At 74.1% G+C, this 16,942-nt stretch carries 14 protein-coding genes; 11 read left to right on the forward strand and 3 right to left on the reverse strand.

Annotated elements, in window-relative coordinates; translation table 11 throughout:
- Positions 1 to 91: 91 nt before the first annotated feature.
- Genes K7854_RS09355 through pcaDC form a run of 7 tightly spaced genes read left to right on the forward strand, consistent with a single transcriptional unit; the run spans position 92 to position 6,574 of the window.
- Positions 92 to 847, forward strand: coding sequence for a CoA transferase subunit A (locus K7854_RS09355; RefSeq protein WP_226025920.1), 756 nt, complete (start codon positions 92 to 94; stop codon positions 845 to 847).
- Positions 847 to 1,491, forward strand: a complete 645-nt coding sequence (locus tag K7854_RS09360; RefSeq protein WP_226025921.1) for a CoA transferase subunit B — start codon at positions 847 to 849, stop codon at positions 1,489 to 1,491. The genes K7854_RS09355 and K7854_RS09360 overlap by 1 nt, the downstream gene beginning before the upstream one ends.
- Positions 1,488 to 2,690, forward strand: a complete 1,203-nt coding sequence (locus K7854_RS09365) for a thiolase family protein (protein ID WP_226025922.1) — start codon at positions 1,488 to 1,490, stop codon at positions 2,688 to 2,690. The genes K7854_RS09360 and K7854_RS09365 overlap by 4 nt, the downstream gene beginning before the upstream one ends.
- 19 nt (positions 2,691 to 2,709) lie before the next feature.
- Positions 2,710 to 3,483: a protocatechuate 3,4-dioxygenase subunit beta gene (gene pcaH / locus K7854_RS09370; protein WP_226025923.1), complete on the forward strand. Its 774-nt coding sequence runs from the start codon at positions 2,710 to 2,712 to the stop codon at positions 3,481 to 3,483.
- A 6-nt stretch (positions 3,484 to 3,489) separates the two neighbouring features.
- On the forward strand, positions 3,490 to 4,095 hold the full coding sequence (gene pcaG / locus K7854_RS09375; RefSeq protein ID WP_226025924.1) for a protocatechuate 3,4-dioxygenase subunit alpha: 606 nt from the start codon (positions 3,490 to 3,492) through the stop codon (positions 4,093 to 4,095).
- Positions 4,092 to 5,450, forward strand: a complete 1,359-nt coding sequence (gene pcaB / locus K7854_RS09380; RefSeq protein ID WP_226025925.1) for a 3-carboxy-cis,cis-muconate cycloisomerase — start codon at positions 4,092 to 4,094, stop codon at positions 5,448 to 5,450. The genes pcaG and pcaB overlap by 4 nt, the downstream gene beginning before the upstream one ends.
- The gene (gene pcaDC / locus K7854_RS09385) at positions 5,447 to 6,574 is read left to right on the forward strand and encodes a bifunctional 3-oxoadipate enol-lactonase/4-carboxymuconolactone decarboxylase PcaDC (RefSeq protein WP_226025926.1); all 1,128 of its coding nucleotides are present in this window, start codon (positions 5,447 to 5,449) and stop codon (positions 6,572 to 6,574) included. The genes pcaB and pcaDC overlap by 4 nt, the downstream gene beginning before the upstream one ends.
- Before the next feature lie 27 nt (positions 6,575 to 6,601).
- Here pcaDC and K7854_RS09390 read toward each other — a convergent pair whose 3' ends face one another.
- Positions 6,602 to 9,280 carry an ATP-binding protein gene (locus K7854_RS09390; RefSeq protein ID WP_226025927.1) on the reverse strand — a complete coding sequence of 893 codons (2,679 nt, stop codon included), beginning with the start codon at positions 9,278 to 9,280 and terminating at the stop codon, positions 6,602 to 6,604.
- Between the two features lie 263 nt (positions 9,281 to 9,543).
- Between K7854_RS09390 and K7854_RS09395 the strand changes: the two genes are divergently transcribed.
- Positions 9,544 to 10,578: a DUF2510 domain-containing protein gene (locus K7854_RS09395; protein ID WP_226025928.1), complete on the forward strand. Its 1,035-nt coding sequence runs from the start codon at positions 9,544 to 9,546 to the stop codon at positions 10,576 to 10,578.
- 169 nt (positions 10,579 to 10,747) lie between these two features.
- Here K7854_RS09395 and K7854_RS09400 read toward each other — a convergent pair whose 3' ends face one another.
- Positions 10,748 to 11,362 (reverse strand): TetR/AcrR family transcriptional regulator, encoded by a 615-nt coding sequence (locus tag K7854_RS09400; protein ID WP_226025929.1) that lies wholly within the window; start codon positions 11,360 to 11,362, stop codon positions 10,748 to 10,750.
- 201 nt (positions 11,363 to 11,563) lie between these two features.
- On the opposite strand from K7854_RS09400, the gene K7854_RS09405 reads away from it, so the two are divergent.
- Complete coding sequence (locus K7854_RS09405; RefSeq protein ID WP_226025930.1) at positions 11,564 to 12,379, forward strand: phosphatase PAP2 family protein; 816 nt, start codon at positions 11,564 to 11,566, stop codon at positions 12,377 to 12,379.
- The gene (locus K7854_RS09410) at positions 12,376 to 13,308 is read left to right on the forward strand and encodes a DMT family protein (protein ID WP_226025931.1); all 933 of its coding nucleotides are present in this window, start codon (positions 12,376 to 12,378) and stop codon (positions 13,306 to 13,308) included. The genes K7854_RS09405 and K7854_RS09410 overlap by 4 nt, the downstream gene beginning before the upstream one ends.
- Positions 13,309 to 13,327: 19 nt before the next feature.
- On the opposite strand, the gene K7854_RS09415 is transcribed toward K7854_RS09410, so the two are convergent.
- The gene (locus tag K7854_RS09415) at positions 13,328 to 15,391 is read right to left on the reverse strand and encodes a phosphocholine-specific phospholipase C (protein ID WP_226025932.1); all 2,064 of its coding nucleotides are present in this window, start codon (positions 15,389 to 15,391) and stop codon (positions 13,328 to 13,330) included.
- Between the two features lie 170 nt (positions 15,392 to 15,561).
- Here K7854_RS09415 and K7854_RS09420 point away from each other — a divergent pair, with 170 nt between their 5' ends.
- Positions 15,562 to 16,863 (forward strand): MFS transporter, encoded by a 1,302-nt coding sequence (locus tag K7854_RS09420; RefSeq protein ID WP_372481019.1) that lies wholly within the window; start codon positions 15,562 to 15,564, stop codon positions 16,861 to 16,863.
- Positions 16,864 to 16,942 lie beyond the last annotated feature (79 nt).

Below are 16,942 nucleotides of genomic sequence, written 5' to 3' on the forward strand. Positions count from 1 at the left end.
TCCGGTGGCAGCGTGTGGGAAACCTCGCTTGAATACTCAGTGCCCTGACTATCTGGTCCCCGGGGCGCGCGGAAGAGATGGGGCTTCTCGGATGGACAAGGTGGTGGCCACGGCCGGTGCGGCGGTGGCCGACGTGCCCGACGGCGCGTCGCTCGCGGTGGGCGGTTTCGGGCTGAGCGGTGTGCCGAACGTGCTGATCCAGGCGCTGTACGAGCGCGGGACCGGCGGGCTGTCGGTGGTCTCCAACAACTGCGGGGCGATGGACTCCGGGCTGGCCGTCCTGCTGGCCGCCGGGCGCATCGCCCGGGTGACCGGGTCCTACATCGGCGCGAACAAGGAGTTCGCCCGCCAGTACCTCGGCGGGGAGCTGGAGGTGGAGATGATCCCCCAGGGCACCCTGGCCGAGCGGCTGCGGGCCGGCGGCGCGGGCATCCCCGCCTTCTACACCCCGGCCGGGGTCGGCACCCAGGTCGCCGACGGCGGGCTGCCGTGGCGGTACGACGGGTCCGGCGGCGTCGCGCTGGCCTCGCCGCCGAAGGAGGTCCGCGAGTTCGACGGGACCCAGTACGTCCTGGAGCGCGGCATCCGCACGGACTTCGCGCTGGTCCGCGCGGCCAAGGGCGACCGGCACGGCAACCTGGTCTTCGCGAAGTCCTCCCGCAACTTCAACCCGCTGGCCGCGATGGCCGGCCGGGTGACGATCGCCGAGGTGGAGGAGCTGGTCGAGCCGGGCGGCATCGACCCGGACGCGGTGCACCTGCCGGGGATCTTCGTCCAGCGGGTGGTGGCGCTCACCCCCGAGCAGGCCGCCGACAAGAAGATCGAGAAGCGGACGGTGACTTCCTGATGGCCTGGACGCGTGAAGAGATGGCCGCCCGGGCCGCGCTGGAGCTGACGGACGGCCAGTACGTCAACCTCGGCATCGGCCTGCCCACCCTGATCCCGAACTACCTCCCCGAGGGCGTCGAGGTCACCCTGGAGTCGGAGAACGGCATCTTGGGCACCGGCCGGTACCCCACCGAGGCCGAGGTGGACCCCGACCTGATCAACGCGGGCAAGGAGACGGTCACCGTCCGCCCCGGTGCCGCCTTCTTCGACTCGGCCCTGTCCTTCGGCATGATCCGGGGCGGGCACATCGACGTGGCGGTGCTCGGCGCGATGCAGGTCTCCGCCGCCGGTGACCTGGCCAACTGGGCCATCCCCGGGAAGATGATCACCGGGATCGGCGGCGCGATGGACCTGGTGCACGGGGCCCGCACGGTCATCGTGGTGATGACCCACACCGCCAAGGACGGCTCCCCCAAGATCCTTCAGGAGTGCGCCCTGCCGCTCACCGGCAAGGCCTGCGTCAACCGCGTCATCACCGACCTGGGCGTCCTCGACGTCACCGCCGACGGCCTGGTCCTGGTGGAGACCGCCCCCGGCGTCGACGTCGACGAGGTCGTCGCCAAGACCGATGCCAAGCTCGCCGTCGCGGAGGGACTGAAGTGAGGGACGTCTACATCGTCGACGCGGTGCGCACCCCGTTCGGCAGGTACAACGGAGGTCTGGCGGGCGTGCGCCCGGACGACCTCGCCGCGCACGCGATCCGGGAACTCCTCGGCCGCACCCCTGACCTGGACCCGTCCCGGATCGACGACGTGTACTTCGGGAACGCCAACGGCGCCGGCGAGGAGAACCGCAACGTCGCCCGCATGGCCGCCCTCCTGGCCGGCCTGCCCACCACCGTCCCCGGCGTCACGGTGAACCGGCTGTGCGCCTCCGGCCTCGAAGCGGTGATCCAGGCCGCGCGCGCCATCGCGGTCGGCGACGCCTCGGTCGCGCTCGCGGGCGGCGTGGAGTCGATGACCCGGGCGCCGTACGTGCTGCCCAAGCCGGACCGGCCCTTCCCGGCCGGACACACCGAGATGTACTCGACCACCCTGGGCTGGCGCATGGTCAACCCGGCGATGGACCCGCAGTGGACCATCCCGCTCGGCGAGTCGGCGGAGCTGATCGCCGACAAGCACAAGATCACCCGCGAGCAGCAGGACGAGTACGCCCTCGGCTCGCACCGGAAGGCGGCCCGCGCCCAGGCCGACGGCCTCTTCGAGACCGAGCTGGCCCCCGTCCCCGTGCCGCGCCGCAAGGGCGACCCGGTGGACTTCGCCGCCGACGAGTGCGTACGCGCGGACGCCTCCCTGGAGGCGATGGCGAAGCTCAGGCCGTCGTTCCGGAAGACCGACGGGACGGTGACCGCCGGGAACGCCTCCCCGCTCAACGACGGTGCCGCCGCGCTGCTCCTGGTCGACGAGGAGGGTCTCAAGGCCACCGGGCGCGAGCCGCTCGCCCGGGTCTCGGCCACCGGGATCTCGGCCACCGACCCGCAGTACTTCGGCCTCGCCCCCGTCCAGGCGGTGAACCGCGCACTCGCCCGGGCCGGACGGACCTTCGCCGACCTCGACGTGCTCGAACTCAACGAGGCCTTCGCCGCCCAGGTGCTGGGCTGCGTCGCCGAGTGGCCCGAGTTCGACCCCGCGGTGCTCAACCCGCAGGGCGGCGCCATCGCCCTCGGCCACCCGCTCGGCGCCTCCGGCGCCCGCCTCGCCGGCACCGTCGCCCACCAGCTCGCCCGCAAGGGGAGCGGCACCGGCATCGCCACCCTCTGCATCGGCGTCGGCCAGGGCCTCGCGCTGGTCCTCGACCGCTAGTCACCCCAGGGACTCACCCATGACTCTCACCCAGCACGACATCGACGCGGAGATCGCGGCCGAGCACGCCGCCTACGAGAAGCGGGTCGCCGACGGCGCGCCCGTCGAACACCACCCGCGCCGCGACTACGCCCCGTACCGCTCCTCGGTGCTGCGCCACCCGAAGCAGCCGCCGATCGCCATCGACGTCACCAAGGACCCGGAGCTGGTGGAGCTGTCCTCGCCCGCCTTCGGGGAACGGGACATCACCGAGATCGACAACGACCTGACCCGGCAGCACACCGGGGAGCCGGTCGGCGAGCGCATCACCGTCTCCGGCCGCCTCCTCGACCGGAACGGCAGGCCGGTGCGCGGGCAGCTCGTGGAGATCTGGCAGGCCAACTCGGCCGGGCGGTACGCGCACCAGCGCGAGCAGCACGACGCGCCGCTGGACCCGAACTTCACCGGGGTGGGCCGCACCCTTTCCGACGACGACGGCTTCTACCGCTTCACGACCGTGCAGCCCGGCCCCTACCCGTGGCGCAACCACGTCAACGCCTGGCGTCCGGCGCACATCCACTTCTCCGTGTTCGGCTCGGCCTTCACCCAGCGCCTGGTCACGCAGATGTACTTCCCGAACGACCCGCTGTTCCCGTACGACCCGATCCTGCAGTCGGTGACGGACGACGCCGCCCGTCAGCGGCTGATCGCGACCTACGACCACAGCCTGTCCGTACCGGAGTTCTCCCTCGGCTACCACTGGGACATCGTGCTCGACGGCCCGAACGCCACCTGGATCGAAGAAGGACGCTGACCCGCCATGACGAAGATCGACACCAGCAGCCCGGAGCAGGTGCTGCCCACGCCGTCGCACACGGTCGGCCCCTTCTACGGGTACGCGCTGCCCTTCCGCGGCGGCGAGGACATCGCGCCCGCCGGGCATCCCGACACACTCACCGTGCACGGGTACGTGTACGACGGCGAGGGCAACCCGCTGCCGGACGCCCTGGTGGAGGTGTGGGGGCCCGACCCCGAGGGCAACGTGCCGACCGCCGACGGCTCGATGCGGCGCGATCCGGCCTCCGGCGGTTTCCTCGGCCGCAACGGCGTGGAGTTCACCGGCTTCGGTCGCATCCAGACCGACGCGAACGGCCACTGGTACGCCCGGACGCTGCGGCCGGGGGCACGCGGGCGGAGCGCGCCGTACCTGAGCGTGTGCGTGTTCGCGCGCGGGCTGCTCGTGCACCTGTTCACCCGGATCTACCTGCCGGGCGACGAGACGGCGCTCGCCGCCGACCCGCTGCTGGCCCGGGTGCCGGCCGGGCGCCGCGACACGCTGATCGCGGCGGACGAGGGCCACGGGACGTACCGTTTCGACATCCGCCTTCAGGGCGAGGGCGAGACGGTCTTCCTGGAGTTCCAGTGACATCACCTGCCGATCCCGCCGACACCGGCACCTGCGCCGACACGAGCCTGCTCGCCCCCGGGTGGGCGGGCTCGCCCGCCGCCGCCGCGACCGGCGACCGCGCCTATCTGCGGGCGCTGCTCGACGCGGAGGCGGCACTGACGCGGGCCCAGGCCGCGCTGGGGCTCGCCCCGGCCGAGGCGGCGGACGCGGTCGGCGCGGCCGCGGCGGACCCCGATGCCTTCGACGCGCGGTCGGTGGCCGAGCGCGCCCGGGGCGGCGGGAACCCGGTCATCCCCCTGGTGGCCGACCTGACACGGGCGGTGGGCGAGCCGTACGCCCCCTATGTGCACCGGGGCGCGACCAGCCAGGACATCCTGGACACGGCGGCGATGCTGGTCGCCGCCCGGACCCTCGACCTGCTGCTGCCGGATCTGGCCCGCACCGAGCGGGCGCTGGCCGGACTGGCCGCCGAGCACCGGGACACACCGATGCCGGGCCGGACCCTCACCCAGCACGCCGTGCCGACGGCCTTCGGGCTCAAGGCGGCCGGATGGCGCTCGCTGGTGCTGGACGCACGGGACAGGATCACGGCGGTGCGGGACGCGCTGCCCGTCCAGCTCGGCGGCGCGGCGGGCACCCTGGCCGCCTTCGAGGCGTACGGCGCGACGGACCCGGTCGGGCTCGTGGCGGAGTACGCGCGTGAACTGGGCCTGCGCGCCCCGCTGTTGCCCTGGCACGCGCTGCGCACTCCGGTCGCGGACCTGGCCGGCGCCCTGGCCTTCGCCGCCGGGGCGCTCGGGAAGATCGCCGTGGACGTGCTGACGCTGGCCCGCACCGAGATCGGCGAGGTCGCCGAGGGCAGCGGGGGCGGCTCGTCGGCGATGCCGCACAAGGCCAACCCGGTGCGGTCCACGCTGATCGCGGCGGCCGCCCGGCGCGCCCCGCAGCTCGCCGCCACGCTGTACGGCTCGCTGGCCGCCGAGGACGAGCGTCCCGCCGGTGCCTGGCACGCCGAGTGGGAGCCGCTGCGGGACCTGCTGCGGCTGACCGGCGGTGCCGCCCGGGACGCCGCGGAGCTGGCCGAGGGGCTGCGGGTGCGCCCGGACGTGATGCGGGCGCACCTCGGGCTCACCCACGGGCTGATCGTCTCGGAGCGGCTCTCGGCCGAACTGGCGCCGGTGCTCGGGCGGGCCCGCGCCAAGGAACTGCTCACCGAACTGGCGGCGCGCGCCTACGCCGAGGACCGGAGCCTGGGCGAACTGCTCGCCGGGGTACCGGAGTTGCGGGACCTCGACCTGGCCGGCCTCACCGACCCCGCCCGCTATCCGGGCGCCGCTGCCGCCCTCACCGACCGTGCTCTGGAGCGACGTTGACGACCCTGCTCAACCACCTGTCCGAAGGCCCCGAGTCCGCTCCCCCGCTGCTGCTCGGCCCCTCGCTGGGCACCTCGTACGCGCTGTGGGACGCGGTGGCGCCCGAGCTGTCCATCGGGCACCGGGTGATCCGCTGGGACCTGCCGGGGCACGGGGGCTCGCCGGCCGGCCTGATCGGGCCCGGCGCCACCGTCGGGGACCTGGCCGATCTGGTGCTCGCGCTCGCCGACTCGCTCGGGGTGGAGCGGTTCGCCCACGCCGGGGTGTCCCTGGGCGGCGCGGTGGGCCTGCATCTGGCCGTGCACCACCCGGAGCGGGTGTCGTCGCTGGCGGTGGTCTGCTCGTCGGCGCACTTCAACGGCGCCAAGGCATGGCGGGAACGGGCCGCGCAGGTGCGCGAGGAGGGCCTGGACCGGCTGGCGCAGAGCGCGGACGCGCGGTGGTTCACCCCGGGGTTCACCGTGCCGCGGCTGGTCCGGGACCACCGAGAGGCCGACCCTGGCGCGTACGCGGCCTGCTGCGACGCGCTGGCCGCCTTCGACCTGCGGGACCGGCTCGGGGAGATCTCCGCGCCGACGCTGCTGATCGCGGGGCGCGAGGACCCGGCCACGCCGCCCGCGCACCTGCGGGAGATCGCCGACGCGGTGCCGGGAGCGACGCTGACCGAACTCCCGGGCGCCTCGCACCTGGCGCCGGCCGAACGCCCCGAGGCGGTGCTGACCGCGCTGCGGGCGCACCTCGACGGCGGGGCCCGGCGGGGCATGGCGGTGCGGCGCGAGGTGCTGGGCGACGCGCACGTGGACCGGGCGCAGGGGCGGCAGACGCCGTTCACCGCCCGCTTCCAGGACTTCATCTCGCGCTACGCGTGGGGCGAGATCTGGACCGACGAGACGCTCTCGCGCCGGGAGCGCAGCATGATCACGCTGACGGCCCTGGTCGCACACGGCCACTACGAGGAGCTGGCCATGCATGTGCGGGCGGCGCGGCGCAACGGGCTGAGCGCGGACGAGATCGGCGCGGTGCTGCTCCAGACGGCGGTGTACTGCGGGGTGCCGGCGGCGAACTCGGCGTTCGCGACGGCCCAGCGGGTGCTGGCCGAGGAGGCGGACGGCGCCGCGGAGTGACACCCCGCGGCGGCTCCTGACGGGGCCTCAGCCCGCGTGCCCCGCCGCCAGGGCCTCGCGGGCGCGGGCCGCGAGGCCGTCGGCGCCGCAGGACTCGGCCAGCGCCAGGCCCCGGTCCAGCTCGGCCGCCGAGCGGGCCGCGATGCCGTACTCCACGCGGGCCGCGGCGTGCTCGTACTGGCAGGGCGAGGCCTCCAGGTAGGTGACGGCCTGGGCGGCGAGCCGGACCGCGCGCTGGCCGGTCTCCAGCGCGGCGGCGCAGCGCAGGGCCTCCCCTATCGCCGTGTCGGTGCCGAAGCGCTCGGCCTGGCGGCGGGCGTCGGTGGCCAGTTGGGCGGCGCGGCCGGGATCCTCGCCGGCCAGCGCCCGGGCCAGTTCGGTCGCCCAGGGGACGACCACCGGGTTGTGCCGGCCGCGCGCGGCGGCGGCCTTCTCTGCGGCCTCCAGTTCGTTGATGCCCTCCTTGGTGCGGCCGGTGGCGAGCAGCAGCCGCCCGCGCACCGGGCGGGGGTCGGGCAGCACGATCGTCGACGGGTACGGCGGTGCGAAGCCGTACTGGTCGGCGACGGTCCGGGCCTCCTCGACATGGCCGCGGGCGAGCAGGGTGTCGACCAGGTTGCAGGTCGCCGACCAGTACAGCGGCAGCCCGCGGCCGACGCGTTCGGCGATGCGCAGGGACGCGCGCAGCGGCTGCTCGGCCTCCTTGAGACGGCCCCGCCTGCGGTGGCCGAGCCCGACGTAGGCGTGCGCGAGGGAGAGGTGCCCGCCGCTCCAGCCGGCGCTCTCGTAGGCGCGCAGGGCCTCGGTGAACAGTGCCTCGGCGCGGTCGAGCCGGTCGGCGTAGGCGTAGGAGCTGGCCAGCATCATCGGCAGTTCCAGGCCCCACTCGGTGTCGGTCCAGCCGAGTCCGGGGGCCAGGCGGCCGTTGACCAGGGCGCGGTCGCACAGCTCGACGACCTCCTCGGCGCTCTCGCCGTGGGTCATGGCGTCGAAGCCGCGCAGGATGAGCAGGGCGCGCTCGGCGTTGTCGCGGCCGGTGCAGGTGGCGGCGAGTTCGGCCAGGCGGGCGGAGCGGTGGGGCGATGAGGTCTCGCCCGCGTGGATGCCCTCCCACATGTACTGGGCGGCCTGGAGCCGCAGCCGGGCCGAGGGGTCGGGGTTGCGGGCGGCCTCCGCCTCGACGGTGCGGACGGCCTCCTCCAGCTGGTCGTTGTGGAGCAGGGCCTGGGAGAGCCGGAAGACGGCGTCCACCCGCTGCTCGCCGTCGAGACCGGGCATGGCGAGCGCCGTGCGCAGGTGGCCGATGGTGGTGGCGGGTGCGGTCAGGAGCGTGGCGCAGCCCAGTTCGAACAGCACGCGCGCGTGGGACTGGGGCAACGGCGGTTCCTGCAGGGCCCGTTCGAGGCAGCGCCGGGCCGCGTCGGGGGCGCCGACGGCGAGGTGTTCGCGGGCGGCCTCGCGCAGCTGGGCCACGACCTCCTGGTCGTCGTCCGGGTACACCTGGAGCAGGTGCCGGGAGGCGGCCGCCGCACCGAGCCCGGAGTCGGCGACCAGCTGGGCCGCTATGCCGTGCATCGCGGTGCGCAGCGCGTCGGGGATGGAGTTGTAGACGGCGGTGGCGATCAGCGGGTGGACGAACTCCAGGTCGCCCGCGCCCGGCTGCCCGGCGGTGGGGTCGGGCACGGACAGGATCCGGGCACCCCTGAGCAGTTCGGCGCAGCGGGCGGCGTCGGCGGGGTCCAGGGTGGCGAGCCTGGCCACCATGTCGACGGTGATGCCGCCGCCGAGGATGGCCGCGGCCCAGGCGAACCGGGTGGAGTCGACGCCGAGTTGCTCCAGGCGGGCGACGAGACCACCGCCGCGGGCGGTGCGGTTCAGGGCGCGCAGTTCGGCGGCCTCCGCCTCGACGGGTTGCAGTTCGCTGTCCTGGACCTTGGCGAGGAGTTCGACGGTTTCGTAGGGGTTGCCGCCGGTGACGGCCCACACCTCGCGGCAGAACGCCGCCTCGGCGTGCGCGCCGAGGGTGGCGCGGGTGAGCCCGGCCGTCGCCTGCGGGGTGAGGGCGTTCAGCGGGGCGAGGGGGCGGCCGACGGCGGTGGCCGCCTCCAGGTGCCGGGCGCTGTCGCCGCTGACGTCGCCGGGGCGGCGGGCGAGGACGACCAGGACGGAGGTCTCGTCGAGCCGTTCGGCGAGCGCGGCCAGCCAGCGCAGGGTCTCCTGGTCGGCCCAGTGGGCGTCGTCGACCAGCAGCACCAGCGGCCACTCCCGGCGGGCGAGCCGGCGCACGGCGGCGACCAGTCCGTCGCACACGCCCTGCGGGTCGGCCTGCCGCTCGCCGGGGTCCGCTATGCCGAGGGCGGGGCCGGCGATGTCGTACCAGTCGCCGAGGTACTCGCGGGCCTCCTCGGGGAGCATCGACACCAGTGCGGGCTGGAGCAGTTGGCGCACCACGTTGAAGGGGACGGACCTGAGGGTCTCACCGCCGCGTGCCGACCAGACGGTGCAGCCCCGCTCCTCGGCGATGCGGCGGGCCTCGGCGAGCAGCGCCGTCTTGCCGACCCCGGCCTCGCCGCGGGCCTCCAGCAGGATGCCGGGGGACGAGCGGTCCGCGCACAGGGTGTCCACCGCGCGCGTGATGGTGGCGACTTCCTCGTCGCGCTCCCAGAGGGAGGCCGGGACGGCGCCCGCCCGCCGTACCTCCGTCATCCCGCTACCTCCCCGAGTCGCCCGAATGACGTACAGAGCCTGAGCCTAGCCCTCCGAACGCGCAAGTGGTGGGCGCTCCGCCGACCAGTTGCCGTGACGGGTGACATGCGGTAAAGCGTGAACGACGCACCGGGCCCGTCATCAGCGGCGGTGCGGCCGGGTGCCCGTCAACCTCGCGCGGCGCGCGGCACCGGCCGGTCCCCGGTGACCGGTGCGACCGGGCCTCTCATCCGGCTTTCACCGACGCCTCATACGGTGGGCACATGACGCAGGCGACTCCTCCCGGGTGGTACCCGGACCCCGGACAGAAGAATGACGGTCCCGCCACCGAGCGCTGGTGGGACGGCACGGCGTGGACCGATCAGGTGCGCCCCGCCGCGGCGGCCGCCGCCGGGGCTCCGCCCGCGCAGCCGCCAGCCGGGCCGCCGCTGCAGCCGCCGGCGCAGGCTTCCGTGGCCGGGCCGTATCCCGTGCACCCGGGGTATCCGGGTGTTCCCGTCCAGCCGCCGTCCGCGCGTCGGCGGCGGCTGCGCACCGCGATAGCCGTCGTGGCGGCCGTGGCGGTGCTGGCCGGGATCGGGGTCGGTGTGTACGCGCTGACCGACGACGGCTCGGGCGGCGACAGCGCGGCCCCCTCGCAGCAGGACCGCGGCGGCCCCGGCGACCGGAAGGACCCCTTCGGCGACCCGGGCGACGGCGGGGGCGAGGACGGCGGGTCGCCCGCGCCGGACTCCCCCGGCGAGTCGGAGCCGCCCACGGTCGACAGCGGCTCGGTGACGGACGCGCTCAGCGGAATCAGCCTGCCCATCCCGGACGGCTGGTCGGGGCAGGAGCTGCAGGTCGGCGCGCAGGTGACGTCGGACGACGCCTACAAGTGCCCCGGCGACACCTCCAAGTCCTGCACGAAGGGCGGCGCCTACTCGGCCCCCGCGATGCTGCTGGAGACCGAGGGCGACACCGCGGAGGAGGTCGCGAAGGCCGACATCGAGGCGAACGCCGAGGAGTCCTACGGCGGCGAGTCCTACGGCGGGATCACCTCGCACGACGAGCTGGCCTCCAAGGCGGTCACGGTCGCCGGGCAGAAGGGCTATCTGGTCCGCTGGAAGGCGGTCACCGCCAAGGGCTCCGACGGCTACGTCGAGTCGCTGGCCTTCCCCTCGCCCGCCGATCCCTCGCGCATCGTCGTCGTCCGCTTCGGTGTCGACACCGACCAGCAGCAGACGGTCATCGACGAGATCACCAAGGGCATCGAGGTCGACACCTCGGCCGGCGGTGGCGGCAACGGCCAGGACGTCTGACCGGCCCGCGGGCGGCTGAGGAGGTACGGCCGGAAAAAACTGTCGGCCGGGTGGGGCGCCCTCCGCTCAAAGGGCGCCCCACCCGGCCGGGGGTGCGCGCCGCCCCCGTCCCCACGGTGCGGCGCGGGCAGGCCACCGTCCAGTCATCCCGTGGACGGCGGCCTGGGTCTCAGGGGAGGCCGAGCGCCGGCAGCACCACGGCCTCCACGAACCGGACCAGGTACGCCGCGTCCGCCTGCTCGCCCTCCAGGACGGGCCGCATCCGCAGCAGGCCGAAGAGCTGCGCGGGCACGTACTCCAGCGCCGGATGGCCGGCCGGCACCTCGCCCCGTGCCACACCGCGCGCGAGGATCGCCCGCAGCGCGGCGATCTCCGGCTCGACGAGCGCCTCGCGCAGCGCGCACTTCAGTTCCGGGTCCTCCATCACCGCGTGGCCGAGCGCCTGGAGCAGCCCGGTGTCCTTGCCCGCCCCCTCGCCCGCGGCGGCGGCCGCCTGGCGCAGGTCCTCGGCGAGCGAGCCGGTGTCGATGTCGGTGAAGCGCACCCGGCGGTTGGAGCGCAGCGCAGCGGCCACGAACTGGGGCTTGGTCTTCCACTGCCGGTAGAGCGTGGACTTGCTGCACCGGGTGCTGGCGGCGATGCCCTCCATGGTGACGGCGTCGTAGCCGCAGGAGCGGAGCTGGTCGAGCACGGCGTCGAAGAACTCCTGCTCACGCTCCGGCGTGATCTTGGAGCGGCGCGAGGTGCCGGCCGCTTCCGGTCGGTCCACGTCCTGCGACGTCATCACTCCGCTCCTTTCCCGCTCGCGCACGGAGCCCTGCCCGGCCCGCGCCCAGTGTGTCGTATGTCTATCGATACGCCAGTGTACCGGTACACCACCGTATCGGTACACTGGCGTATCGGAACGAGGTCGTATCGATGAGAACCGTCACCCGGCCCGTACCCGATGAGCCACACGCACCACCGTCAGCGAAGGGGCCGGGGGATGAACGCCCAGAGCGAGCCTGCCGAACCGGAGCCGGACGCGCCCGCGCGCCCGCCGCTCGTCCGTGAGCTGCTGCTCGTGGCCGGGCTCTTCCTCGTCTACAAGTTCGGCCGGCAGCTGGCCACCGGGCACACCGCCGAGGCCTTCCGCAACGCCCGTCACGTGTGGGACTGGGAGCGCGTGCTCCGGCTGCCCGACGAGGGGACGGTGCAGTCCCTGCTCCTGCACGGCGACACCCTGGTCCACGTGGCGAACACGTACTACGCCTTCGTCCACTTCCCGGCCACCCTGGCCTTCCTGGTCTGGCTCTACCTGCGCCGGCCCGCGCACTACGTCTGGGCCCGCCGGGTCCTGGCCGCCGTGACCGGTGCCGCGCTGGTGCTGCACCTGCTCTTCCCGCTCGCCCCGCCGCGCATGCTGGGGGCCACCGGCCTGATCGACACGGCCCGGCTCTTCGGCCCCTCGGTGTACGGACCGCCGCGCACCGACGCGTTGTCGAACCAGTTCGCGGCGATGCCCTCGCTGCACTTCGGCTGGGCCCTGATGCTGGCGATCGGTCTGATCGTCGCGACCCGGACCCGGTGGCGCTGGCTGTGGCTGCTGCATCCGCTGGTGACGCTGCTGGTCATCGTGGGCACCGCGAACCACTACTGGCTCGACGTGATCGCGGCCACGGCGCTGCTCGGCCTCGCGCTGGCGGTGCTGCGGCTTCCGCGCCCGCGGCAGCGGCCCCGGTGCGGCCTGCCCCACCGGCGGTCCGAGGTCCGGCGCCGTTCGTCGGCCGAGCGGCCCGAGCTGGTCGGGGCGGGCCGGTGAACGCCGCCCTCGTCGCCGTACTCCTGTCGCTGGTGTCGGCCTGCGCCTACGCCGCCGCGGCGGTCGCCCAGGAGCGGCTGGCCTCGCGCGCCTCCGCCGCCGGTCCCCTGCGGATGCTGGCCTCCGGTGCCTGGTGGTGGTCGGTCGCACTGAACGCCTCGGCCGCGCTGCTGCACGTCGTGGCGCTCAAGTACGGTCCCCTCACCGTGGTCCAGCCGCTCGGTGCGCTCACCCTGGTCGCGGCGGTACCCCTGGGGGCGCGGCTGGCGGGCCGCAGGGTGAGCGCGATCGAGTGGCGGGGCACCGGACTGACGCTGCTGGGACTGGGCGCGCTGCTGCTCACCGCGTCGGGGCCCGCGCCGGACGACGTGCTGAGCGTGCCGGAGGCGCTGACCGTCTCCGGTGCGACGGCGGCCCTCATCGGCGCGCTGTCGTGGCCCGGCGCGCGGCCCGGGCTGCGGCACGCGACGGCGTCCGGCATCGCGTCCGGCGTCGCCTCGGCGCTCACCCAGACCGTCACGGTCGCCGTCACCGACCGGTCGGGCCCGCTGCTGAGCGTGCAGGTGATCGGTGTGGCCGTGCTGGTGGCCGCCTTCGCGACGGGCGGGCTGCTGCTGTCCCAGACGGCGTACCGGGGCGGTCTCGGCGCGCCGCTCGCGGTGGTGACCCTGGCCAATCCGGTGGCCGCCGCGGTGATCGGGCTCTCCCTGCTCGGCGAGCGGCTCAGGGGCGGCGCGGGCGGGGTGGTCCTGGCGCTGACCGGGGCGGTGCTGGCCGCCTGGGGCGTGGTCCAGCTGAGCCGGGCCACCCCGGCTCCGGAGCGGCCCGGGCCCGCGGCACCGGTACCCGCCGGTCCGGAGCCGCCGGGACCGGCCCCGGCCGGGCTGGTGCCCCGGCAGCCGGGGCCGGGGCACCTCACCCGGCTCTAGTCCCGGGTGCGGACGAGCCTCAGTCCGTGATGATCGCCGGGTCGCTGGTGCCCGGCCGGCCGTTCTCCACGTGCCCGGCGAACCGCCGCAGGAAGGCCGGGTCGGCCGCGGAGGTGACCGTCACGTCGTACCAGCGGCGGCTGCGCGCGAGGCCGACGGTGTGGTGCACGGTGGCGCCGGGCCGCACGGTGAGCGTGCGGGTGCGGCCGTCGTAGGCGTTCGCGATCCGGAGCCGGGCCGTGGCGGTCCCGGTGTTGGTGAGGGTGAGCCGGAGGTCGTCGCCGCGGTGCCGTGCGGTGACCTCGGGCCCGGCGGGGCCGGCCGCCTCGTTGGCACCCCGGAAGACCCGCAGGAAGCCGGCCGGGCCGTGCACGGTCAGGTCGTAGGAGCCGCCGGAGTACGCCGAGTTCCAGGTGTCCGCGAGGGTCTTGCCGGCCTCGGTGGTGTACGTCCAGGGGCCGTCGGTGCGGTTGCCGGAGGTGACGAGGAAGGCAGCACCGGCCCGGGCGCCGGAGGCGAAGGCCAGCGTGAACTTCCCGGCCGCCGTGTCCACGGCACCGTCCACGTGCGGGTCGTACCGCAGCGGGCGGGAGGGCCGCGACCCACGCTCCTGCCGGGGCATGCCGGGGTCCGCGGGCGGCGTCGGACGGTAGTCCGGGTGGCGTTCGCGGTCCGGCGGCTCGTAGGCGTCGGTGTCCGGCAGCCGGGCCGGGCGGCTGTCCTTGCGGGAGAAGTCGAAGGCGCTGGTCAGGTCGCCGCAGACGGCACGCCGCCAGGGTGAGATGTTCGGTTCGTGGACGCCGAAGCGGCGCTCCATGAAGCGGATCACCGAGGTGTGGTCGAAGGTCTCGGAGCAGACGAAACCGCCCTTGCTCCAGGGCGAGACGACCAGCATGGGCACGCGCGGGCCCAGCCCGTAGAAGCCCTCGCGGTGGGAGGCGCTGCCCCCGAAGACGTCCAGGGAGACGTCGACGGTGGACCGTCCCTGCGCGGCGGACTTCGGCGGCAGCGGCGGCACCACGTGGTCGAAGAAGCCGTCGTTCTCGTCGTAGGTGATGAACAGGGCCGTCTTCGCCCACACCGCCGGGTTGGAGGTGAGCGCGTCCAGGACCTGGGAGATGTACCAGGCGCCGTAGTTCGACGGCCAGTTGGAGTGCTCGGAGAACGCCTCCGGGGCGGCTATCCAGGAGATCTTCGGCAGCGTGCCCGCCTTGACGTCGGCGCGCAGCCGGTCGAAGTAGCCCTCGCCGCGCTTCGCGTCGGTGCCGGTGCGGGCCTTGTCGTACAGCGGGTCGCCGGGCTCGGCGCCCCGGTACTTGTTGAAGTACAGCAGGGAGTTGTCGCCGTAGTTGCCCCGGTAGGCGTCGTCGATCCAGCCCCAGTGGCCGGCCGCGTCGAGGCCGTCGCCGATGTCCTGGTAGATCTTCCAGGAGATCCCGGCCGCCTCCAGGCGCTCGGGGTACGTCGTCCAGTCGTAGCCGAGTTCGTCGTTGCCCAGGACCGGTCCGCCGCCCTCGCCGTCGTTGCCGGTGTGCCCGGACCACAGGTAGTAGCGGTTGGGGTCGGTGGAGCCGATGAAGGAGCAGTGGTAGGCGTCGCAGACGGTGAAGGTGTCGGCGAGCGCGTAGTGGAACGGGATGTCCTCGCGGGTCAGGTACGCCATCGTGGTGGTGCCCTTGGCGGGCAGCCAGCGGTCGTACTTGGCGTTGTGGTAGGCGTCCTGGCCGTCGGACCAGCCGTGCGGGAGCCCTTCGAGGAACTGCATGCCGAGGTCGTCGGCCTCCGGGTGGAAGGGCAGCACCTCGGTGCCGTCGCCCTTGCGCTGGTGCCACACCGACCGGCCGTCGTCCAGCCGCACCGGGTGCGGGTCGCCGAAGCCGCGGACCCCGCGCAGCCTGCCGAAGTAGTGGTCGAACGAACGGTTCTCCTGCATCAGGACGACGATGTGCTCGACGTCCTCGATCGACCCGGAGCGGTGGTTCGCCGGGAGCGCGGCGGCCCGGTCGATGCTCGCGGACAGGGCACTGAACGCCGTCGTGGCGCCCGCGAGTTGGAGGAATCGGCGCCGGTTCACTTCGGCCATGGGGTGAGGGACCTCTCGCCTTGGGGGGTTCAACCGGCCGGACGGTGCCGGGTGATGACGGAATGCGCGCGAAAGGAGTGTTCCAGGAGCAGCAAACGTCAGGGAAGGGTCCGGTGGCGCTGGTGTGAAAGTCACCGGTACGCGAGGTGTGCCGGGCCCGCCGTCAGGGGATGGTCGCGATCATGACAGGCATGGACACGGAAGCACCGGCACCCCCCACCCGACGGCCCGTACGCCAGCTCCTCGCCGCCTCGGTGGGCAACGCCGTGGAGTGGTACGACTGGTACGCCTACACCTTCCTGGCCACCTACATCGCGGACCAGGTCTTCCCCGAGAGCGCGGACAACTCCCTGGTGCCGCTGCTGTCCACGTTCGCCGTGTTCGCCGTGGGCTTCTTCATGCGGCCGGTCGGCGGGCTGCTGATGGGCGCGATCGCGGACCGGCGCGGGCGGCGCGCCGCGCTGACCGTCACCATCCTGCTGATGGGCGGCAGCAGTCTGCTGGTCGGGCTGACCCCGACGTACGCGGCCGCCGGGGTGCTGGCCCCAGTGGTCCTCGTCCTCGCGCGGCTGCTCCAGGGACTGTCGGTGGGCGGCGAGTTCGCGGCCTCGACGACCTTCCTGGTGGAGTCCGCGGGGCCGGGCCGGCGCGGGCTGTTCTCCAGTTTCCAGTACGTGTCGACCACGGCGGGGCAGCTGGTGGCCTCCGGGATCGCCACGCTGCTGGTGGACACGCTGAGCGAGGACAGGATGAACGGCTGGGGGTGGCGGGTCCCCTTCGTCTTCGGCGCCGTCCTGAGCCTGGTCGGCTTCTGGATCCGGCAAGGCGCGCAGGAGACCCGCAGCACCGAGCAGCAACGGGCGCCGCGCCCGGCCCTGTTCGAGGCGCTGCGCCGCCATCCGCGCGAGTCCCTGCTGATCTGCGGCATCACGGCGGGCGGCACCATCGCCTACTACACCTGGACGTCGTACCTGCCGACGTACGCCGAACTCAACGCGGGCGTCGCCAAGTCGGACGCGTTGCTCGCGGGGACGATCTCGCTGGCCTTCTTCGGGCTGCTCCAGCCGCTCGGCGGGCTGCTCTCCGACCGGTTCGGGCGCCGTCCCCTGCTGCTCTTCTTCGGCGTGGGGTTCGCGCTGCTGAGCGTGCCGCTGCTGCACTCCCTGCACGACTCCTTCGCCGTGCTGCTGCTCGTGCAGTGCGCCGGGATGGTCCTGCTGACCGGCTTCACCTCCATCAGCGCCGCCGTCAACGCGGAGGTCTTCCCGCCCCGGGTGCGGGCGGCCGGGATCGGCTTCCCCTACTCGCTCACGGTGGCGCTGTTCGGCGGCACGGCGCCGTACGTCGGCACGCTCTTCAAGGACCTGGGGCATTCCGGGCTCTTCCCCTGGTACGTGGCCGTGCTGTGCCTGCTGTCCTCGCTGGTGTACCTGAGGCTGCCGGAGACGGCGCACAAGGAGCTGGCGCGCTGACGCCGGGCCCCCGGCCGGACCCTCCCGCCGGGCTTCCGGCTCACCGGTGCCAGAGGCCGCGGGCCAGGGCCGCCTCCGT

Source organism: Streptomyces hyderabadensis, from assembly GCF_020404845.1.
Lineage (GTDB): Bacteria > Actinomycetota > Actinomycetes > Streptomycetales > Streptomycetaceae > Streptomyces > Streptomyces hyderabadensis.